Annotated in this window: 14 protein-coding genes; 8 read left to right on the top strand and 6 right to left on the bottom strand. The window is 71.8% G+C overall.

Annotation, left to right across the window (positions count from 1 at the left end; translation table 11 throughout):
* Positions 1-227 precede the first annotated feature (227 nt).
* The 6 genes from BLT72_RS17200 to BLT72_RS17175 all read left to right on the top strand — a co-directional run bounded on the left by BLT72_RS17200 (position 228) and on the right by BLT72_RS17175 (position 7,554).
* Positions 228-1,739, top strand: a complete 1,512-nt coding sequence (locus tag BLT72_RS17200; protein WP_091414382.1) for a metallophosphoesterase — start codon at positions 228-230, stop codon at positions 1,737-1,739.
* A 213-nt stretch (positions 1,740-1,952) separates the two neighbouring features.
* Positions 1,953-2,249 carry a co-chaperone GroES gene (gene groES, locus BLT72_RS17195; protein WP_091414381.1) on the top strand — a complete coding sequence of 99 codons (297 nt, stop codon included), beginning with the start codon at positions 1,953-1,955 and terminating at the stop codon, positions 2,247-2,249.
* A 26-nt stretch (positions 2,250-2,275) separates the two neighbouring features.
* A complete protein-coding gene (gene groL / locus BLT72_RS17190) occupies positions 2,276-3,892 on the top strand; it encodes a chaperonin GroEL (RefSeq protein WP_091414380.1) in 1,617 nt (538 codons plus the stop codon).
* 230 nt (positions 3,893-4,122) lie between these two features.
* A complete protein-coding gene (locus BLT72_RS17185; RefSeq protein WP_197677074.1) occupies positions 4,123-4,758 on the top strand; it encodes a sigma-70 family RNA polymerase sigma factor in 636 nt (211 codons plus the stop codon).
* A 143-nt stretch (positions 4,759-4,901) separates the two neighbouring features.
* Positions 4,902-6,389: an IMP dehydrogenase gene (gene guaB / locus BLT72_RS17180; RefSeq protein ID WP_091414379.1), complete on the top strand. Its 1,488-nt coding sequence runs from the start codon at positions 4,902-4,904 to the stop codon at positions 6,387-6,389.
* 61 nt (positions 6,390-6,450) lie between these two features.
* Positions 6,451-7,554 (top strand): GuaB3 family IMP dehydrogenase-related protein, encoded by a 1,104-nt coding sequence (locus BLT72_RS17175; RefSeq protein ID WP_091414378.1) that lies wholly within the window; start codon positions 6,451-6,453, stop codon positions 7,552-7,554.
* A 165-nt stretch (positions 7,555-7,719) separates the two neighbouring features.
* Here BLT72_RS17175 and BLT72_RS17170 read toward each other — a convergent pair whose 3' ends face one another.
* The 4 genes from BLT72_RS17170 to BLT72_RS17155 all read right to left on the bottom strand — a co-directional run bounded on the left by BLT72_RS17170 (position 7,720) and on the right by BLT72_RS17155 (position 15,167).
* Positions 7,720-10,239, bottom strand: coding sequence for an immune inhibitor A domain-containing protein (locus BLT72_RS17170; RefSeq protein WP_231930115.1), 2,520 nt, complete (start codon positions 10,237-10,239; stop codon positions 7,720-7,722).
* A 313-nt stretch (positions 10,240-10,552) separates the two neighbouring features.
* Positions 10,553-12,652 carry a glycosyl hydrolase gene (locus BLT72_RS17165; protein ID WP_091414374.1) on the bottom strand — a complete coding sequence of 700 codons (2,100 nt, stop codon included), beginning with the start codon at positions 12,650-12,652 and terminating at the stop codon, positions 10,553-10,555.
* On the bottom strand, positions 12,652-13,389 hold the full coding sequence (locus tag BLT72_RS17160; RefSeq protein ID WP_091414372.1) for an HlyD family secretion protein: 738 nt from the start codon (positions 13,387-13,389) through the stop codon (positions 12,652-12,654). The genes BLT72_RS17165 and BLT72_RS17160 overlap by 1 nt, the downstream gene beginning before the upstream one ends.
* Positions 13,386-15,167, bottom strand: coding sequence for a glycosyltransferase family 2 protein (locus tag BLT72_RS17155; RefSeq protein ID WP_091414370.1), 1,782 nt, complete (start codon positions 15,165-15,167; stop codon positions 13,386-13,388). The genes BLT72_RS17160 and BLT72_RS17155 overlap by 4 nt, the downstream gene beginning before the upstream one ends.
* 707 nt (positions 15,168-15,874) lie before the next feature.
* Here BLT72_RS17155 and BLT72_RS17150 point away from each other — a divergent pair.
* A complete protein-coding gene (locus tag BLT72_RS17150) occupies positions 15,875-16,171 on the top strand; it encodes a chorismate mutase (protein ID WP_091414368.1) in 297 nt (98 codons plus the stop codon).
* Between the two features lie 127 nt (positions 16,172-16,298).
* A complete protein-coding gene (locus BLT72_RS17145; protein WP_091414366.1) occupies positions 16,299-18,080 on the top strand; it encodes an alpha/beta hydrolase in 1,782 nt (593 codons plus the stop codon).
* Between the two features lie 16 nt (positions 18,081-18,096).
* Here BLT72_RS17145 and BLT72_RS17140 read toward each other — a convergent pair whose 3' ends face one another.
* On the bottom strand, positions 18,097-18,978 hold the full coding sequence (locus BLT72_RS17140; protein WP_091414364.1) for a Rieske (2Fe-2S) protein: 882 nt from the start codon (positions 18,976-18,978) through the stop codon (positions 18,097-18,099).
* A 33-nt stretch (positions 18,979-19,011) separates the two neighbouring features.
* Positions 19,012-20,199 carry a zinc-dependent alcohol dehydrogenase gene (locus tag BLT72_RS17135; RefSeq protein WP_091414362.1) on the bottom strand — a complete coding sequence of 396 codons (1,188 nt, stop codon included), beginning with the start codon at positions 20,197-20,199 and terminating at the stop codon, positions 19,012-19,014.
* Positions 20,200-20,225 lie beyond the last annotated feature (26 nt).

The following is a 20,225-nucleotide window of genomic DNA, read 5'->3' as shown; positions in this document are numbered from 1 at the left end:
GGGGAGCGTCCCGGGCCGGGCCGGGCGTCCGGAGGTGCCCCTCCGGCACGTGAGGTTGACCACACCCCGAGCTGGACGGGCCGCCCCGCCAGGCGCGCGGTCAGGGGCGACGACAGGGGGAGCCGCCCTCCAGCCGGCTGGGCCGTTATCACAGGTGCATCGATTCGTGACTTTCTCGTTATGCTTCGGGCGAATCGTACGGGGGGGCAACCTCGACTAGGAGCCCGATGAACACGCAGCACGCACCATCGACCAGACCTGCCAGGGTCCGTCCGGCCGTCGCCGTCGGCGTCGCCGGGCTGCTGGCCCTGACCACCGCCGCACTCGTCCCGGCCACCGCCACCGCTGCCACGCCGGCCCCGAGCTGCTCTGCGTTCAACGACCCGGTGTACACCGTGGTCAAGCCGAGCAACGGCGCCAGCCTCACCACCCCGTGGACCGGCGAGGCCGACAAGGCCGCGGCCGCGGGCTACACCGAGGACCAGGGTGTCGCGTTCCGGGCGTCGACCGTTCCCGGACCCGGGCTGGTGCCGGTGCACCGGATGTACCGGTCCGACCCGCAGGACTACATCTTCACCCGGTCCACCACCGAGCTGGTCTCGGCGGCCCAGCGGTTCGACTACGACGACCAGGGCGTCACCTTCTACGTGTCCAAGGTCGGCTCGGACTGCCTCAAGCCCGTCGAGCGCTTCCGCAAGGGCACCCTCCACCGGCTCGCCGCCAGCGCGGCGCGGCAGGCCGCGCTCGAGGCGGACGGCTGGGAGTACGAGAACGTCGCCTTCTACGCCGCGTCCGCCAGCGGCGCGGAGGAGCCGGCGACGCCGACCACCCCGACGCCGCCGCCCACCACGACGCCGGGAACGGCCGGAGCGTTCAGCTTCGCGATCATCCCGGACACCCAGAACGAGGTCCTGGCCAGCGGGGACCGCCGGCTGACGAACCGGAACCAGTGGCTGGCGCGCCAGAAGGACCTCGCCTTCGTGGCCCAGACCGGCGACCTGGTCAACTGGGACACCCCGGACCACCGGCAGATGGCGATGGCGAAGAACAGCATGGACGTCCTCGAGGACGCCGACATCCCCTACACGGTCTCGGTCGGGAACCACGACACGATGGCCACGGGCGTCGGCGGCTCGGCCCGCGACCCGCAGAACACCCGCGCCCTGCAGCGCGACACGTCGACGTTCAACAGCTACTTCAAGGCGAGCGACTTCGGCGCCGTGGCGGGGACGTACGAGTCGGGCAAGGTCGACAACGTCTACTCCACCTACTCCGCCGGCGGGCTGCAGTGGATGGTGCTGAGCCTGGAGTTCTGCCCGCGCCCCGGCGTGGTCGCCTGGGCCAAGAAGGTCGTGGCCTCGCACCCGGACCACAACGTGCTGATCAGCACCCACAGCTACCAGAACGGCGGCGGCGGGCTCGACGGCAGCAACCAGGGCTACGGCGACACGAGCGGCCAGCAGCTGTTCGACCAGCTCGTCAGCCAGTACCCGAACATCAAGATGGTCTTCTCCGGCCACGTCGGGCTGGCCCAGCGGGCCCGCGTCGACACCGGCAAGAACGGGAACAAGATCTACTCGTTCCTGACCACGATGCACGACGGCGTGACCAACCCGGTCCGGATGTTCGACGTCGACCCGGCCGACGGCACCGTGTCGACCCGCATCTACGCCCCGCTCACGGGCACCACCTGGGGTGCCTACACCCAGACCCTGACGGGCGTGCAGTTCGTCCGCTGACCCCGCGCCGCTGCTGCGGCGCCGTGACGACCGACGGGTCGGCCCCCCGGGGGCCGGCCCGTTCGTCGTCCCCGCTGCTGGCACTCCACCAGGCCGAGTGCTAACCTCGCCATTGGCACTCTCCCCTGGAGTGTGCCAACGGACGGGACGGCACCGCGACGACGTCTCGACCACTCCTCCCGAACATCCCACACTCGTGAAAGGGGTTTGGACGTGGCCACCACGATCAAGCCGCTCGAGGACCGCATCCTCGTTCAGCCGCTCGAAGCAGAGCAGACCACCGCCTCCGGCCTGGTCATCCCCGACACCGCCAAGGAGAAGCCGCAGGAGGGCAAGGTCATCGCGACCGGACCCGGCCGCGTCGACGACAACGGCAACCGCGTGCCCCTCGACGTCGCCGAGGGTGACGTCGTCATCTTCAGCAAGTACGGCGGCACCGAGGTGAAGTACGACGGCAAGGAGCTGCTGCTCCTGAACGCGCGCGACATCCTCGCCGTCGTCTCCAAGTAGCTCGAAGAGCAGCAGAGGAACAGACCATGGCAAAGATCCTCCAGTTCAACGAGGAGGCCCGCCGCTCTCTCGAGCGCGGCGTCGACACCCTCGCGAACACCGTCAAGGTCACGCTCGGCCCGAAGGGCCGCTACGTGGTGCTCGACAAGAAGTGGGGCGCTCCCACCATCACGAACGACGGCGTGACCGTCGCCCGTGAGGTCGAGCTCGACGACCCCTACGAGAACCTCGGCGCGCAGCTCGCCAAGGAGGTCGCCACCAAGACCAACGACGTCGCCGGTGACGGCACGACGACGGCCACGGTGCTCGCCCAGGCGCTCGTGCACGAGGGCCTCAAGGCCGTCGCGTCCGGCGCCAACCCGATCGGCCTCAAGCGCGGCATCGACGCGGCGGTCGCCGCTGTCGTCGAGCGCCTGCGGGAGAACGCCCGCGAGGTGCAGACCACCTCGGACATGGCGAGCGTCGCCACCATCTCCGCCCGCGACGAGGTCATCGGCGAGCTTATCGCCGACGCCTTCGACAAGGTCGGCAAGGACGGCGTCATCACCGTCGACGAGTCCAACACGATGGGCACCGAACTCGAGTTTACCGAGGGCATGCAGTTCGACAAGGGCTACCTCTCGCCGTACTTCGTGACCGACGCCGAGCGGATGGAGGCCGTCCTGGACGACCCCTACATCCTCATCAACTCGGGCAAGATCTCCTCGATGACCGAGCTGCTGCCGCTGCTCGAGAAGGTCATCGGCGCCTCCGGCACGCTCTTCATCGTGGCCGAGGACGTCGACGGCGAGGCCCTGTCCACCCTCGTGGTGAACAAGATCCGCGGCACCTTCACCTCCGTGGCCGTCAAGGCCCCGGCGTTCGGTGACCGTCGCAAGGCCATGCTCGAGGACATCGCCACCCTCACGGGTGCGCAGGTCGTCGCTCCCGAGGTCGGGCTGAAGCTCGACCAGGTCGGCCTCGAGGTGCTGGGCCGCGCCCGGCGCATCGTGGTCACCAAGGACAACACGACGATCGTCGACGGGTCCGGCAGCTCCGACGAGGTCAAGGCCCGCGTCGCCCAGCTGCAGGCCGAGATCGAGCGGACCGACTCCGACTGGGACCGCGAGAAGCTGCAGGAGCGGGTCGCCAAGCTCGCCGGCGGCGTCTGCGTGATCAAGGTCGGCGCGGCCACCGAGGTCGAGCTCAAGGAGAAGAAGCACCGGATCGAGGACGCCGTCTCCGCGACGCGCGCCGCGATCGAGGAGGGCATCGTCGCCGGTGGCGGCTCTGCGCTCATCCACGCCGTCGAGGCGCTCAAGGGCGACCTCGGCCTCACGGGTGACGAGCGGACCGGCGTCGCCATCGTCCGCAAGTCGGCCGTCGAGCCGCTGCGCTGGATCGCCGAGAACGGTGGCGAGCCGGGCTACGTCGTCACCGCCAAGGTCGCCGAGCTGCAGCCCGGCAGCGGGTACAACGCCGCCACGGGTGAGTACGTCGACCTGATCGCGGCCGGGGTCATCGACCCCGTCAAGGTCACGCGTTCGGCCCTGGCCAACGCGGCGTCCATCGCCTCGCTGCTGCTCACCACGGAGACCCTCGTGGTGGAGAAGCCCGAGGAGGAGGAGCCGGCCGCCGCCGGTGGCCACGGTCACAGCCACTGAGGCTGCTCCACCCGCACGACCCGTACGACCCGCGAGGGCCCTTCCCGGCAGGGGAGGGCCCTCGTGGCGTGCCGGGACCCCCCGGCAGCCAGGGGGCACGGTGATCGTTGCCCCTTCGTTACCCCGGCCCGCCCAGCGGCGCGCCCGATCCGGTTGTGGCGCCCGCAGGCGTCTGGAACAGTGGCGCGCAGCAGGTGGCCTTCTCTCGGGGACGACAGGGGGTACGTAGGGTGACCGATCACGACCAGTTCGACCCGGCGATCGTGGCCCGGGCCCAGACCGGGGACGAGGTGGCGCTGCACGCGCTCCTCGCGGCGGTGCGGCCGGTGGTGCTGCGCTACTGCCGGTCGCGGCTCCGCAGCTACGCCGGCGGTGCCGAGGCGGCCGACGACGTCGCCCAGGAGACCTGCGTCGCCGTGCTCGACGTGCTGCCCCGCTACCAGCAGCAGGGTGCGCCGTTCGCCGCCTTCGTCTACGGCATCGCCGCGCACAAGGTCGCCGACGCCCAGCGCGGCTTCCGCCGGGCGGCCGTGCTGGTCGAGGAGATGCCCGACCAGACCGAGCCCTCACCGACGCCGGAGGAGCAGGCCGTCTCGGCGGCCGTCGTCCGGGCCACCAACGACCTGCTGGCCCGGCTGCCGCCACGGACCCAGCAGGTGCTGCTGCTCCGCGCCGGCGGCCTCAGCGCCGACGCCGTCGGGGAGCGGCTGGGCATGACCGCCAACGCCGTGCGCGTCGCCCAGCACCGCGGGGTGGCCAAGCTGCGGCACCTCATCGAGGGCTCCGACGAGCACCGCGAGCTGCTCGCCGGCTTCCTCCGGCCGGCGGTGGCACCGGTCGAGCTGGGGCTGGCCGCCGGGTTCTGAGCCCGCCGCCGGGGCCCGTCGGGAGGCCGGGGCCGCCCCTGGGCACGGCGGGCTGGGGGGGCCTGCTCGGCTAGCATGGGCACTCCGTTCCGCGTGAAAGGCCCAGGCCCGTGTCCTCGTCTCCCGGTCTCAGTGCCGCTGGTGTGCCCGAACCCTTCGCGACCCTCGGTCTGACGTTCGACGACGTCCTGCTGCAGCCCTCCGAGAGCGACGTCATCCCGTCCCAGGTGCGCACCGAGTCGCGCGTGTCCAAGCGGATCAGCGTCAAGGTCCCCCTGGTCTCCTCCCCGATGGACACCGTGACCGAGGCCCGGATGGCCGTCGCCATCGCGCGCCAGGGCGGGCTGGGCATCATCCACCGCAACCTCTCCATCGAGGACCAGGCCCACCAGGTCGACGTGGTCAAGCGCTCCGAGGCCGGCATGGTCGACGAGCCGATCACCATCAGCCCCGACGCCACCATCGGCGAGGCCGACGCGATGTGCGGCCGCTTCCGGATCTCCGGCGTCCCGGTCGTCGACCGCGACCAGACCCTGCTGGGCATCGTCACCAACCGCGACATGCGCTTCGAGAACGACCCGGCCCGGCTCGTCGGGGACGTCATGACGAAGATGCCGCTGGTCACGGGTCCGGTCGGCATCAGCGGCGAGGACGCGATGGCGCTGCTCGCCGCCCACAAGATCGAGAAGCTGCCGCTCGTCGACGAGCGCGGCCGGCTCAAGGGCCTCATCACCCTCAAGGACTTCGTCAAGTCCGACCAGTACCCCGACGCGTCGAAGGACGACCAGGGCCGCCTCCGGGTCGGTGCGGCCGTCGGCTTCTTCGGCGACGCCTGGAAGCGGGCGATGGCGCTGATCGAGGAGGGCGTCGACCTGCTCGTGGTCGACACCGCGCACGGCCACTCCCAGGGCGTGATCGACATGGTCCGCCGGCTGAAGGCCGAGAAGGCCGCGGCCGACGTGGACGTCGTCGGCGGCAACGTCGCCACCTACGCGGGGGCGAAGGCGCTGGTCGAGGCCGGCGTCGACGGCGTCAAGGTGGGCGTCGGGCCGGGCTCGATCTGCACCACCCGCGTGGTCGCCGGGGTGGGCGTGCCGCAGGTGACGGCGATCCACAACGCCTCCCGCGCGTGCCGCCCCGCCGGCGTGCCGCTGATCGGGGACGGCGGCCTGCAGTACTCCGGCGACATCGCCAAGGCCCTCGTCGCCGGCGCCGACACCGTGATGCTCGGGTCGCTGCTCGCGGGCTGCGACGAGAGCCCGGGGGAGCTGATGTTCCTCAACGGCAAGCAGTTCAAGAGCTACCGCGGGATGGGCTCGATGGGGGCCATGGCGTCCCGCGGCCGCAGCGCCTCCTACTCCAAGGACCGCTACTTCCAGGGCGACGTGACCACCGACTCCCAGCTGATCGCCGAGGGGATCGAGGGCCAGGTGCCCTACCGCGGTCCGCTCGCCGCCGTCGCCTACCAGCTGGTGGGCGGGCTGCGGCAGTCGATGTTCTACACCGGGGCGGCCACGATCCCCGAGCTCCAGGAGCGCGGGTCGTTCGTCCGGATCACCTCGGCCGGGCTGCGCGAGTCGCACCCGCACGACATCCAGATGACCGTCGAGGCGCCCAACTACGCCGGCTAGACCCGACCCCACCCAACCCTCCGCACGGCCACCGCAGACCCAGCACGGGGAAGGCTCCCACATGTTCGAGATCGGCCTGAGCAAGCGCGCGCAGCAGGCGTTCGCGTTCGACGACATCACGATCGTCCCGTCGCGGCGCACCCGCGGCGAGGAGGAGGTGTCGATGACCTGGCGGATCGACGCCCAGACCTTCGCCTTCCCGCTGATCGCCGCGCCGATGGACTCGGTGATGTCGCCGGCGACGGCGATCGCGGTCGGCCGGCTGGGCGGCCTCGGCGTGCTGAACCTCGAGGGCCTGTGGACCCGCTACGAGGACCCCGAGCCGTGCCTGGAGGAGATCGCCTCGATCGCCGACCCGATGCAGGCCACCCGGCGGATGCAGGAGCTGTACGCGGAGCCGATCAAGGACGAGCTGATCGGCGCCCGGGTGGCCGAGATCCGGGCCGCCGGGGTGCCGGCGGCGGGCGCGTTGTCGCCGCAGAACACCCAGGCCTACGCCCGCGCGGTCGTGGACTCCGGGGTCGACTTCTTCGTCATCCGCGGTACCACGGTGTCCGCCGAGCACGTCTCCTCGGCCAGCGAGCCGCTGAACCTCAAGCAGTTCATCTACGAGCTCGACGTGCCCGTCATCGTCGGCGGCTGCGCCACCTACCAGGCGGCCCTGCACCTGATGCGCACCGGCGCCGCGGGGGTCCTCGTCGGGTTCGGCGGGGGAGCGGCGTCCACCACGCGCTCCGTGCTCGGGGTGGCGGTGCCCATGGCCTCGGCGGTGTCCGACGTGGCCGCCGCGCGGCGGGACTACCTCGACGAGTCCGGCGGCCGGTACGTGCACGTCATCGCCGACGGCTCCGTCAACCGCTCGGGTGACATCGCCAAGGCGATCGCCTGCGGGGCGGACGCGGTCATGGTCGGCTCACCGCTGGCCAAGGCCGTCGAGGCGCCGGGTCGGGGCTACCACTGGGGCCCCGAGGCCTGGCACGCCACCCTGCCGCGCGGAGAGCGGGCCCACTTCGACACGGTCGGGACGCTCGAGCAGATCCTGCTCGGCCCCTCGACGGTGCCGGACGGGACGATGAACCTCGCCGGTGCGCTGCGCAAGGCGATGGCCACCACGGGCTACACCGACGTCAAGGAGTTCCAGCGGGTGGAGATCGTCGTCGGCTGACCCCGACCCCGACCCCGCGCCCCGACCCCGCTCCGCGAGCCGACCCGGCTCCCCGAGCCCACTCCGCTCCCTGAGCCCGTCGAAGGGCCACCGACGCCAGGAGGGCGCCACCGCGGTGCGGTGGCGCCCTCCGTTTTCAGGCGGTCAACGGTCGACCGTCAGGGGTCAGTGGCCACGCGCGCTGGCCAACGTGGCGGCGGCGGAGACCTTCTTGCTCGTGCCCAGCTTGACCGTCATCGAGGTGCCCTTCTGCTTGGTCACCTTGAGCGTCACGCCGGTGCCGGGGGTCTTGACCCCGACCCGCGGCAGGGTGGCGTCCCAGTAGCTGCGCGTGTCGTCGAACAGCGGCTGGGCCTTGGCGCCCCGGATGTAGTTGGCCTGGCCGTCCACGTGCAAGGTGAACGAGTCGGCCCGCTCCAGCGAGAACGGGGCGTCGTAGGTCTGGATCCGACCCCGCCACGGCTGCCCGGTGAGGTTGTAGATCGGCGTCGGGTGCGCGTCGATCGGCAGGACCAGCCCGTTGCCGGGGTGCGCGCTGGTGTTGTTGTCGCTGTACGAGGTGTCCCAGTAGTTGACCAGCAGGCCGGTCTGGTAGGGGAAGAACTCGGCCCGGTCCGGCGCCGAGGCGCCGAAGCCGAAGTTGTAGGGACCGTGCTCCAGGTACTGGTCGTAGGACTGGTAGGTCCGGTTGGACGCCAGGTAGTACTGCGGGTAGAGCGTGGTGCTGGTCGCGCCGACGGCGGTGAAGCCGGCCGCCGTCCAGCCGCCGGTGCCGGTCTCCGCACCGTCGGTGAACACCGCGGTGCCGCCGCTGGTGAGGGTGACGTCGTCGACGAAGAGGCCGTCGGCGGCGGGGTTGCCCGGGTTGCCCTGCTGGGCCGTGTCGGTGGTGTAGCGCAGCCGCAGCTGGACCGTCTGGCCGGCGTACGCCGACAGGTCGAAGCTGGCCGGGACGTAGCCCGTCGTCGCCCCCGCGATGCCGTTGCCGGCGGCGGGGTCGGTGATGCTGCTCGGCAGGGCCGTCCAGCCGGAGCCGCTGTTGACCTCGACGAAGGCGTAGTCGTAGTCGGCCTCGATGTCGTAGGCCGCCTTCAGGCTGAGCGTCGACGTGCCGGCCGCCAGGGTGGCCGAACGGGTCAGCGTGCTGGTGATGTCGTCACCGGTACCGCTCCACCACTGCTGGGTCCCGGTGGCGGGGGTGGGCAGGGCGGTGACGACCTCCTTCTTCGGGAGGACGACGGCCAGCGCCTGGGCCTTCTTGCTGTTGTACTCGTGCGGCCCGAGCTGGAAGGTCTTCTTCTGACCGGCCACGGCGGTCTCGTAGTCGAGCCAGCCGAGCTGCAGCTTGTCCCAGACCCCGAGATCGGCAGCGCGGGTGCCGATGCCGACGTCGTTCTTGGCCTTGACCCGGCTCTGCGCCATCAGCGTCCACCAGCTGACGGGGTTGTCCCCGCTGGTCGCCGTGTCGTAGTGGTCGGGCAGGCCCAGGTCGTGGCCGTACTCGTGCGCGAAGACCGACAGGCTGCCGTTCTCCGGCTGGATGGTGTAGTCGGCCACCCAGATGCCGGTGTCACCGATCTCGGTGCCGCCGATCGGGAAGTTGGCCGGGCCGTTGCCCTCCTCGCCGCCCTGGTAGGCACGCCAGCGGTGCGACCAGATGCCGTCCTCGCCCTGGATCGGGTCGCCGTCGGCCTGGTCGCCGCCGGAGTGCACGATCTGGAAGTGGTCGATGTAGCCGTCCGGCTCGTTGAAGTTGCCGTCGCCGTCGAAGTCGTAGCGGTCCTGCTGGTCGAAAGCGGTGACGTCGGCCTTGATCTGGGCGGCCGTGCGGCCCTTCGCCTTCTGGTCGACGACCCACTGGTCGAGCGCGTCGCGCAGCAGGTCCCAGGTGTTCGGGCAGACGTTCGAGGCGCAGACCGCGGGGTCGTCGCCGTTGGCGTCCTTCGGGTTGTCGTCGGAGCGCCCGTAGCGCGCCTCGTTGTACTTGACCTTCACCCAGTCGGTGACCTCGCCCTCGACCGAGTACCGGCCCGAGGACTGCTTCTCGTAGAAGGTCTTGAGGGACTCGGTCTTGGCGCCCTCGCCGAAGTAGAGCTCACGGTAGTGCGCGGCGCTGTAGTCGGCTTGCCAGATGGTCGAGTTGTCCTTCGCCCGGTCGGGCTCGGGGATCGCGTTGTGCAGCGGGCCGTCCCAGGTGGTCGGGCCCGCAGTGGTGGGGTCGGTGTCGCGGTCGGGGAACGCGGGGTCGCGCTGGTCACCGAACTCCGCCAGCACCACGAAGATCTTGTCGGTGCTCTCGCGCGACAGCTGGACGTAGGAGTCCACCTTCCGCGCCTGCACCTTCTGGCCGGCGGCGAGCTTGCGGCGGTCGGCCGGGCTGTAGGACGCCGTCTTGGTGCCGACCCGGACGACGTCCGAGCCGTTGATGTTCTCGACCTCGCGCTGACCCGTCAGCACCAGGTCGAGCGCCTTCTCCTGGAGCTCGCGGCGCTGCGCCTCGAGCGGGTTGGAGAGCTCGTCGGTGGTCTTCTCCGCCTTGCCGCTCTGGGTCAGCGGCCCGTCCTTGCCCACGCCGGTGACGGGGGTTCCTCCCGAGCTGGGTCCTGCGACGGCCAGACCTCCGCTGCCGGCAGCGAGCGCCGCCGTCAGCGTCAGGCCCAGCAGCCCGATCGTTGTTCTCCGCAAGACAAACCTCCTGTGGGTGGCTCGTGGCCACCCTCGAACCGTCGGATGTCCAGCCACCCTAGGCATCGGTCTCACAGGAAAGATAGGGGCACCGGGACGTTTGTTTACGCCAATTGATTTCTCGATGTGAAGATTCAACTACATAGCACGACGAAACGACGTCACCTCGACGATGAGGTGACGTCGTACCCGATCCTGGTCCGTCTCCACCGAAGAGGGGACCAGGTCCTGCGCGCAGCCGGGGATGCCGGGCACTCCGGGCGGGCCGTCAGGGCGGCCCCGACCGGGGCCGGCGGCCCGGCTGCGCGAGCTCTCAGTCGGCCTGGACGCTCATCAGCCAGGCCAGCAGGTAGGCGCGGCTGTTGCCGTCGTCGATCCACCGGGCGTCGAGCCCGCGGGCCAGCTCCAGGGCCGCCGCGCGCTGCTCCTCACCGGCGAGCCCGGAGTACATGAGCAGGTAGTCCCCGAACTTCTGGTCGAACGTCCCGCTCGTGGCCTCGGCCACGTTGGCCTCGATCTGCGCCGGGTCGCCGGCCAGGTAGGTCGACGCCGGGCTCATCGGGATGACGAGGATGCCCAGCATGGCGGCGGGCTCGGCCGAGAACCAGGTGCCGTAGTCGCGCTTGCCGCCCCAGTTGAGGGACACCACCTGGTGGTCGAAGCCGTCGTACACGGGCTGGCCGCGGTCGACGTTCGTCCAGTAGGCCAGCCCGGAGTGGGCCTCGCTGGACAGCAGCCAGTCCGCCTCCGTCGCCAGGCCGGCGTTGCCGCTGGCCCGCGCCCAGAGCGCCAGGCCGGTCCAGGCGGTGACGGCCTCCGAGCTGGACTCCTGGTTGTTCCCGTCGGCGAACGGCGACGTGCCCGAGGCCCAGGAGTGGCTGGCGTAGGCGTCGAAGACCCGCTGGTCCGGGAACGCCCCGTTGCCGGCCGAGGAGGCGAGGTCGGCGGCGAGCAGGTCCATGACCGGCGCGTACCGGGTGGCCAGCTCCGAGTCGTCCTGGGCCAGCACCCCCGCCGCGTAGAGGAAGTAGCCGTAGTGGAAGTGGTGGTCGTTGAACTCGTCCGACCCGAAGGACGGGGTCAGGCCGACCAGCCCGTGGGCCTGCTCGTCGTAGACGAAGCAGAAGGAGGTCCGGGTCGCGCAGCCCTGCGGGTCGGTCCACTGCGCGAGCGTGTCGGTCAGCCGCGTCTTGATCCGTGCCGCGGCGTCCTCCTCGCCCAGCTGGCGGGCCAGCCGGTACAGCATGGCCGCGCGGTACAGGGCCTTGCCGCCGAAGTAGGTGTCGGCGGGGAAGGCCGGGGTGGCCTCGACGTCGGCCTCGACCTGCGTCGCGAGCTCCGTCCGCTCGTCGGCGTCAAGCGCGCCGAGGTCGAGCTCGCCGGTGGCGGGGGAGCGGGGCACGGTCCAGGCGAGCGTCGTGCCCGAGCAGACCTTCAGCGTGCCGTAGATGCTGGGGTAGGTGCCGAGGTCGCAGGCGAGGGCCGGGTCGAGGGTCGCCTGCTGGTGCGGCATCGCCGCGAACGCGGTGCGGCCGCCGGTGGTGTAGGTCAGTGACGTCGACACCTCGTCGCCGTCCACCGCGTAGCCCAGGCTGCCGCCCGTCACGGGGTCGGCCGCCAGGGCCGCGAGCGCGGCGGCCGAGCCGTCGGCGGGGACCACGAAGAACGTGGCGGTGCCGTCCTGCTCGAGCGCGACGGTGCCGTTCTCGACGGAGCCGTCGTGCACGACGAGGCCGTAGCCGACGCCCCCCGCCGTCGCGGTGAAGTGGTCACCCTCAGCGGTGAACGGCAGGGCGCTGGTCAGCGTGCCGGCCTCCGCCGCGGTGTAGGTCACGAAGGGTGACCCCTCGGCGATGGTGGTGTGACCGAGGACCTTCCCGCCGGTGTCGGTGCTCGCCAGCGTCACGGTCAGGGCGTCGTAGCCGCTCACGACGGTGCTCGCCGCGCCGAGGTCGACGTCCACGTCCGGCTTGAAGCCGCCCGCGATGTTCTTGGCGGTGGTGGTGACCGTCGGCTGGCCGAAGGCGAAGCCCTTCCCGGTCAGCCCGAAGGACAGCGGCAGCGGGAAGACCGGCTGCGGCTGCTCCCCGAACACCAGGCCCGAGAACCACCGGTTGGTGGGCGGCACCAGGCCCCCGGCCAGCCGCTTCGTCGCGAGCGGCTTGACGGTCCGGTGCGTCACCGCGTCCACCAGGGGCGCCACCTCGGTGCGCGGGAACACCGGCGTCGACGACGCGTCCGTGCTGGGCGTCGGCGGGTCGGTCCCGTCCGGGGTGCCGGGGGTGCAGGCCGACCCCCCGACCGCCACCGCGAGGGCGACGGTCAGGGCGAGGGCGGCGTGGCGCAGGCCCGCGGCGGGCCCGCCGGGGGCAGCGGTGTCAGGGGCAGCGGCGCGGTGGGGCGGGCGCCGCACTACTGCAGCCCGATCTGGCGGAGGAAGCCGAAGACGGCGTCGCTGGTGCCGGCCAGCGGGCCGTCGTCGCGCAGCCGGACGGTGGCGATCACCGGGGTGCCGCTGCGGGTGAGCGTGCTCAGCGCGGCGTTCTCCAGCTCGGGGCTGTCGACGCGGATCTTCGCGGCGGCGTTGCCCTGGTCGGTGGCGACCTTGATGGTGCTGACCGAGCCGGCGATCTTCTGGTTGTTCGGCAGCAGGATCGACACCGGCGCGCCGGTCTGGACCCGCTCGTAGTCCCGCGGCGTCAGCAGGAACTGCGCCTCGACGTACTGGGACCCGGTCACGGTGATCCGGGCGAACGACTGGCCACCGGTGAGGGTGGTGCCGAGCTTGGCGCCCAGCTGGTCGACCTGGCCGGCCACGGTCGCCTTGTAGGTGACGGTGCCCTTCTTCGTGTTGACGTCGTAGGCCTCGGTGTCCTTGACCTTGACCTTGTTGGCCACGTCCTGCTGCATGGCCGGGCTCTGCATGGTGAACAGCTTGTCGCCCACGGCGACGGAGTCGTTCTCCTCGACGTACTGCTTCGTCACGGTGCCGCCGTAGCCCGCGCCCACGTCGTAGGCGTCGGTGTTGATGGTGGCGGTCTGGCTCTGCGCCTGGGTCTGGCGCTGGTTGAAGACGATGGTCAGGACGGCCACGAGCGCGATGACGCCCAGCAGCCCGCCGAGGAGACGGAAGCGGTTGGTCCAGGTCATGCGACGACCTCTTTCTGGGTGTGAGCGTCGGACAGCTCGCGGCGGGGGGTGGGCGAGGTGGCGAGGGCGGGGGCGCCGTGCAGCGCCGGCTCGGGCTGGCGCACCTCGGTCGGGGGTGCCTCGACGAGGTCCCAGCCGGGCGCGGGCCCGGTCGCGGCCACGGGGGCCGGGTGGTTGTTGCGCCAGGACTCGCGGAACGCCACGACCATGAACACGGCGAGGATCGCGGTGTTGGTCACGTTCCAGGCGGTGGCCAGCGTCAGCTGGCTGTTGTCGGTGTCGCGCCAGATGGCGACCACCGAGGTCAGCGCCAGGAAGACGAAGGTCAGCACCTGCGGGATGATGAAGTTGAACGGCGACTCCGGCTTGGTCTTGCTGCCGGTGACGTGCCACTTCTGCTCCTTGCCCACGAAGGCGTTGAACAGGGCCTGCAGGTAGATCGGGAACGACACGGCGGCCAGCATCAGCACCTCCCAGCGGAACGAGCCGAGGGTGTAGAAGGCGAGCAGGATCTGCATCAGGTAGAAGCCGGCGTAGTAGAGCAGCCAGGTCGTGATGGTGATGTCGAGGTTCACCGGGCGCAGGTCGAAGAAGATCTCCAGCGGCGGCACGAGCAGCAGCAGCCCGGGGGCGATGCCGGTCAGGTAGTGGGTCGCCGTCACGAGGTACATCAGCCGCTGGTCCATGCTCAGCTTGCGCCGCGGGCTCAACGGGTTGTGGGTCAGCATGATCTCGAACCCGCCGGTGGCCCAGCGGAGCTGCTGCTTGGTGTAGGCCTCGATCGTCTCGGGGGCGTCGCCCACGGCGAGCTCGGTCGGGATGTAGATCGTGCGCCAGCCCCGCTCGTGCAGCATCAGCGAGGTCCAGACGTCCTCGGACTTGGAGTCGGTGTAGATCCCGCCGATGTCGTCGACGGCCGCGCGGCGGTAGATGACGTTGGTGCCCACGCAGAAGGCCGCGTTGAAGTGGTTGCGCCCGGTCTGGACGAACTTGTAGAAGACGGTCTGCATGTAGCCGGCGCCCCGGGAGATGAGGCTGCCCAGGTTCCCGTAGACCTGCGGGGTCTGCACGAAGGCGACGTTGTCGTCGACGAAGAAGGGCACCGTCTCGACGAGGAAGTTGGGCTTCGGCACGAAGTCGGCGTCGAAGACGCAGAAGAACTCACCCTTGGCGATGGCGAGCGCGTGGTTGATGTTGCCGGCCTTCGCGCCGCCGCCGCTCAGCCGCCGGACGTAGTGGCAGCCGAGCTCGCCGGCCAAGTCCTTCACCTCGTCGGAGCGACCGTCGTCCAGGATCCAGGTGCGGTGCCGGCCCTTCAGGGCGACGGCGGCCTCGGCGGTCCGCCGGATGATCGCGGGGTCCTCGCCGTAGACGGGGATGAACACGTCGACGGTGATCTCGCGACCGTCCATCACGATCGGCCACAGGTGGGGAGAGTTCCGCAGCCCACCGGCCTTGATCGCCCGGCCGTCGAACAGGCCGCTCTTCGCCTCGTAGAAGGGGAAGTCGCGGGGGCCCTTGGTGCCGGTCAGGATCGTCCACCCCGAGAGCAGGGCGTGCACGACGAGGATCAGCTCGGCGGCGAGGACCAGCAGGTAGGGCAGCAGGTCGCCGCGGTTGCCCGGGGCGAGCAGGAAGGCGGCGTAGCGGATGATCCCGAGCGTCGCGAGCAGGGTGATCAGGATCAGGACGGGCGGGTACGGGTTCGCCGTCTCCGCTCGTCGCGTCACGGGCACGTGCTGGTCGACGCGCCGGTAGTCGTGGGCCGGTCTGGCCATGGGCACTCCACAATCTCGGTGTTTGCGGTGGGCCGTCGCGTTGAGACCACGAGCTGTCGGATGGCACGGTCGAGCGCAGCAGGCTCGGGTTGGACCTGCGCGGGTCGAGAGGGCTCAGCAGTGGCGCTCCGGTGGCGACGGGGTGCGGCAGCACTGCCACCGGGGACGCTCAGCACGCACGTGCTGCGAACCGCCCCCGATTCGGCCCGGCGTCATCGTGGACGCTGGGAAGAGCCCGCCTGGTGACGGGCCGTGACCATGATCGACTTCTTCTCCCGATGATCATCAGGAGAGTCGACCTCGATCGCGATGACTCCACGATAGGTCGGATCCGGGGCTGCCGGACGGGCTCGGGCCCGGGCCTCGACCACCTGAGGAGCACCTGAGGAGCCCGGCGCCGACAACGGTGTCATCCCGGCCGCCACTGGTATCCCCGCGGTGCTCGACGTGCTCAACCGGTTCGGTCGCGCGGGGCGGGGGGCTCACGGTCCCCGGTGCGGGCCCCGCGTCGGGCCACTGGTATGAGGCCAGTGGCGCCCTGGTCTGGTGTCGTGCGCCACGTCGACGGCCATCGCAGCGGCCACGACGGGTGGCCAACCTCACAGGCCGCCCGCAGCCCGGCCGGCCCGGGCGACGGCCGGCGGGCCGCCGTCCGGCGCCGGGCCGGCCGGCCGGGACCCGCCGTCGGCACCCCTAGGGTGAGCCCCATGAGCGACGAGGTGACCGCGGAGCTGGGCCGGCTGCGCGACAGCATCGACAACATGGACGCCGCCCTCGTGCACCTGCTGGCGGAACGGTTCAAGATCACCCAGCAGGTGGGGGTGCTCAAGGCCGAGCACGGGCTGCCGCCGGCCGACCCGGCGCGGGAGGCGCAGCAGATCGCGCGGCTGCGCACCCTCGCCGCGCAGGCCAAGCTCGACCCGGAGTTCGCGGAGAAGTTCCTCACCTTCGTGGTGGCCGAGGTGGTCCGCCACCACGAGGCGATCGCCACGGCGCAGCACTAGCCGGAGCCGGCGCCTCCGCGCGGCCCGGGCTTGCCCTGGTCGTCCGAGCCGTGGCACCGTCGTCGGGCGGGGGGACTCGCGGGGGCCCAGCGCGGGCTTCGGGGGCAGGTCGAGGAAGTTGTGGCGGATGATCGCTCGAGCACGTCGTCAGCTGGCCGGTCGGGTGGCCGTCCTGGTCGGTCTCGCGCTCGTGGTCGGGGGCGGTGTGCCGGCCCTGCCGGCGGCCGAGGCGGCGCCGACGGCCGCCACCCGCGAGCTCGGCCCGGCCCGGGTGCCGGCTCGCTACCTGCAGCAGCAGGTCCGCTGGGAGCCCTGCGACTTCGACTTCCTCGTCCGCAGCGTCGTGCCGTCGGCGCCGGAGACGCGCTGCGCCGACGTCGTCGTACCGATGGACTGGCGCCACCCCGACGACCACCCCGACGTCACCGTGGCCGTCGCCCTGAGCCTGGCCACCGGCCGGTCGCGCGGCCTGCTGGCCCTCAACCCGGGCGGGCCGGGTCTGGCCGCGCTGGACGCCACCGCCTTCTTCGCCACCGAGCGACCACGGATGTTCCGCGACTTCGACCTGCTGGGCTTCGACCCGCGCGGCTACGGCCGCAGCACCCCGGCCACCTGCCGGGACACCCCGGCGCAGCGAGCCGCCCTGCCCACGGTGGCCGACCCCCGGGTGCGCGACCGCGCCACCCACCGGTGGGAGGTGGCCTGGGCCCGCCACGAGGCGCGCAGCTGCACCGGCGAGCTCACCCGCTTCCTGGGCACCCAGCAGACCGTCGACGACCTCGAGTTCGTGCGCGCCTACCTGCAGGCGCAGCGGCCGGCCGGTGACCAGCGGTACGAACGGCTCAACTACGTCGGCTTCTCCTACGGCACCTGGCTGGGCGCCTGGTACGCCGACACCTACCCAGGCCGGACCGGCCGCTTCCTGCTGGACTCCAACATGGACTGGACGGCGACGATGGCCGCCAACCAGGCGGCGGACTCGGCCTCCTTCCAGCGGCGCCGGGACCAGATGTTCTTCCCCTGGGTGGCGCGGCACCCGAAGAGCTACCGGCTCGGCCGGACCCCGGCGGCGGTGCGCCGGAGCTACGAGCGGATCCGGGCGGGGGTCCAGACCAGCTTCGACGACGGCCGCTCCCCGGCGGGCGCGGCCGACCTCGACCGCGAGCTCCTCGACCTGCTCTACCTCGACGCCGACTTCCCCGAGGCGGCCCAGCTCCTGCTCGACTACGCAGCGCTGGCCGAGCCCGCGGGTGCGGACGCCGTCCGCCGCGCGGCTGCCCGGCCGCGTCCGCTGGCGGTCCGGGCCGGCCGGACCGCCCGCCCGCAGGCCGACGACGACGTGGCCTGGGAGCCGTTGATGGCGGTGCGCTGCAACGACAGCGTCTGGTCCCGTGACGTCGCGGCGATCCAGCGCCGCACGGACGCCGACGCCCGGCGCCACACCTTCGTCGGCTACTGGAACTCCCTGACGATGTGCAGCTACTGGCCCCAGCCGGCGTCGACCCGGACGATCGACCTGACCGGCGCCCCGACCGTGCTGATGGTCCAGTCCGAGGGGGACCCGGCCACCGGCTACGAGGGTGCGCTGCGCGCGCACCGCGCAACGGCGGGCCGGAGCCGGCTGGTCTCGGTGCAGGACGAGGGCCAGCACGGGGTCTACCTGTCCGGGGTCTCGCCCTGCGTGGAGAGGATCGGCGACGCCTTCCTCTTCTCCGGCGTCCTGCCCGCCCGCGACACGGTGTGCGCGACCACACCCCTGCCGCGCGAGCGGGTCGTGCACCCGCTGGCCGGACCCGTCACCGGCCGGCCCACCGGCCGCGCGGCGCAGACGCGGAGCGGCGGGGCGGGACCCGCCGGGCCCGCGGTGCAGCGGATCCGCCGGGCCGCCGCCGCCGCCGAGCTCGGCTGAGCCGGCGGCCGGGCCCTCAGCGGCCGACGGGCTCCGTGCGCAGCGACCGCGGGTCGACCCGCCGCGCCTGCAGCCGGCCGTCCACCTCGCGCACCTCGAAGGCGGGAGCCGGGCGTGTCGGCGGCCCCAGCACCACCGAGCCGTCCTCCAGGTCGAACGTCCCCTGGTGCCACGGGCAGACCACGCAGCCGTCCTCGAGCGTCCCCTCGTGCAGCGGCCCGCCCCGGTGGGTGCAGCGGTCGGCGTAGGCGACGACGCGGTCGGCCAGCCGGGTCATCACCAGCGGGACGCCGTCGAGGTCGCCCTGGGCCAGCTCGCCCGCCCGCACCTCCGAGGCCCCCGCCACGTCGGTCCACTGGTCCTCCGCGTGCGAGAACGCGGTCGTGTCCACCCCCACGCCCAGCGCGTAGGCCAGGTGGCCGCCCATCCAGCCACCGAGGCCGACGGCGCTCATCCCGACCGTCGACAGCAGCAGGCCCAGCCCGTGGCGGCCCTGCCGCCGGGCCAGCCAGCTCGCGACGTAGGCGGTGAGGCCGACGGTGTTGGCCGCGGCGTGCACCAGCCCCACCCGCCGCTCGGCCCCGGAGGTGTAGGACCAGTCGCTCAGGCCGGTGAAGGCCGTCGGGACCGCGGTCACGATGCCGGTCGCGACGAGGACGTTCGCGGCCTTCTCGTCCCCCAGGGCGTCGAAGACGAAGGCGCAGGTCCAGGCCCCGATCGGCACGGTGACCAACAGCGGGTGCAGCGGGTGCCCCAGCGCCGTCCCGCTGGCCGCGTGCCGGACCGCGGGCTTGGTGTAGAGGGGCATGACGAGCGCCGCCAGCTTCTCGCCGGGCCCGTCCAGCAGCTGGGCCCGCTCGATCCGCGTGGTCACGGCGTCGGTCAGCTTGTTCAACATGGCAGCTCCTGGGACGTCGACGGGTCGGACGGCTCAGGGCTTGAGGATGACCTTGACCGCACCGTCCTGCTTCTTCTGGAAGATCTCATAGGCGTGCGGCGCCTCCTCGAGCGGGACCCGGTGGGTGGCGAAGCTGTCCACGCCGAGCGGGTCGTCGTCGCCCAGCAGCGGCAGGATCTCGGGCACCCACTTCTTGACGTTGGCCTGGCCCATCCGGAGCTGGATCTGCTTGTCGAACATCGTCATCATCGGCATCGGGTCGGCCATCCCGCCGTAGACGCCGCTGAGGGAGACGGTGCCGCCCCGGCGGACGAGGTCGATCGCCGAGTGGACCGCGGCCAGCCGGTCGACGCCGGCGGTCTTGAGCAGCGGCGCGGTGACGGCGTCCGGCAGGTGCGCGGCCATCCGCTGCACCATCGAGGCGCCGGGCGAGCCGTGCGCCTCCATCCCGACCGCGTCGACGACGGAGTCGGGCCCGCGGCCGCCGGTCAGCTCCTGGACGACGGCGGTGAGGTCGTCGCCGACCTCGTCGAAGTCGAGGACGTGGACGCCGCGTGCCCTGGCCCGGGCCAGCCGCTCGGGCACCCGGTCGACCCCGATGACGGTGCGGGTCGGGTCCTGCTGCAGGGCGATCCGGCAGGCCATGTCGCCGATGGGACCCAGGCCGAGCACGACGAGCGAACCACCGAGCGGCACGTCGGCGTAGGCGACGGCCTGCCAGGCGGTGGGCAGCACGTCGGAGAGGTAGACGAAGCGGTCGTCGGGCGGGCCCTCGGGCACCTTGACGTGGGTGAAGTCGGCGTGCGGCACCCGCAGGTACTCCGCCTGGCCGCCGGGCACCTGGCCGTAGAGCTTGGAGTAGCCGAACAGCGCGGCCCCGGAGCCCTGCTCGCGCACCTGGGTCGTCTCGCACTGGGTGTAGAGGGTCTGGTCGCACATGTAGCAGTGCCCGCAGGCGATCTGGAAGGGGATGACGACGCGGTCGCCGGCCTTCAGGTTGGTGATGCCGGTGCCGACCTCCTCCACGATTCCCATCGGCTCGTGGCCGAGGATGTCGCCGGGGTCCATGAAGGCGCCGAGCACCTCGTAGAGGTGCAGGTCGGAGCCGCAGATGTTCGTGCTCGTGACCTTGATGATGGCGTCGGTGGGCTGTTCGATGACGGGGTCGGGGACGGTGTCCACGCTGACCTTGCGCCGGTCCTGCCAGGTGACTGCTCGCATGGTCCCGACGCTAGCCCCCGCTCCCG

Source organism: Friedmanniella luteola (genome assembly GCF_900105065.1).
Taxonomy (GTDB): Bacteria; Actinomycetota; Actinomycetes; order Propionibacteriales; family Propionibacteriaceae; genus Microlunatus; species Microlunatus luteolus.
This window is presented reverse-complemented; position numbering and strand designations above follow the sequence as displayed.

Bases quoted from the DNA above. Each gene is read 5' to 3' on its own strand.
- BLT72_RS17200 (WP_091414382.1), top strand. From the start codon at position 228: ATGAACACGCAGCACGCACCATCGACCAGACCTGCCAGGGTCCGTCCG.
- groL (WP_091414380.1), top strand. From the start codon at position 2,276: ATGGCAAAGATCCTCCAGTTCAACGAGGAGGCCCGCCGCTCTCTCGAG.
- BLT72_RS17175 (WP_091414378.1), top strand. From the start codon at position 6,451: ATGTTCGAGATCGGCCTGAGCAAGCGCGCGCAGCAGGCGTTCGCGTTC.
- BLT72_RS17160 (WP_091414372.1), bottom strand. From the start codon at position 13,389: ATGACCTGGACCAACCGCTTCCGTCTCCTCGGCGGGCTGCTGGGCGTC.
- BLT72_RS17155 (WP_091414370.1), bottom strand. From the start codon at position 15,167: ATGGCCAGACCGGCCCACGACTACCGGCGCGTCGACCAGCACGTGCCC.
- BLT72_RS17150 (WP_091414368.1), top strand. From the start codon at position 15,875: ATGAGCGACGAGGTGACCGCGGAGCTGGGCCGGCTGCGCGACAGCATC.
- BLT72_RS17145 (WP_091414366.1), top strand. From the start codon at position 16,299: ATGATCGCTCGAGCACGTCGTCAGCTGGCCGGTCGGGTGGCCGTCCTG.
- BLT72_RS17140 (WP_091414364.1), bottom strand. From the start codon at position 18,978: ATGTTGAACAAGCTGACCGACGCCGTGACCACGCGGATCGAGCGGGCC.
- BLT72_RS17135 (WP_091414362.1), bottom strand. From the start codon at position 20,199: ATGCGAGCAGTCACCTGGCAGGACCGGCGCAAGGTCAGCGTGGACACC.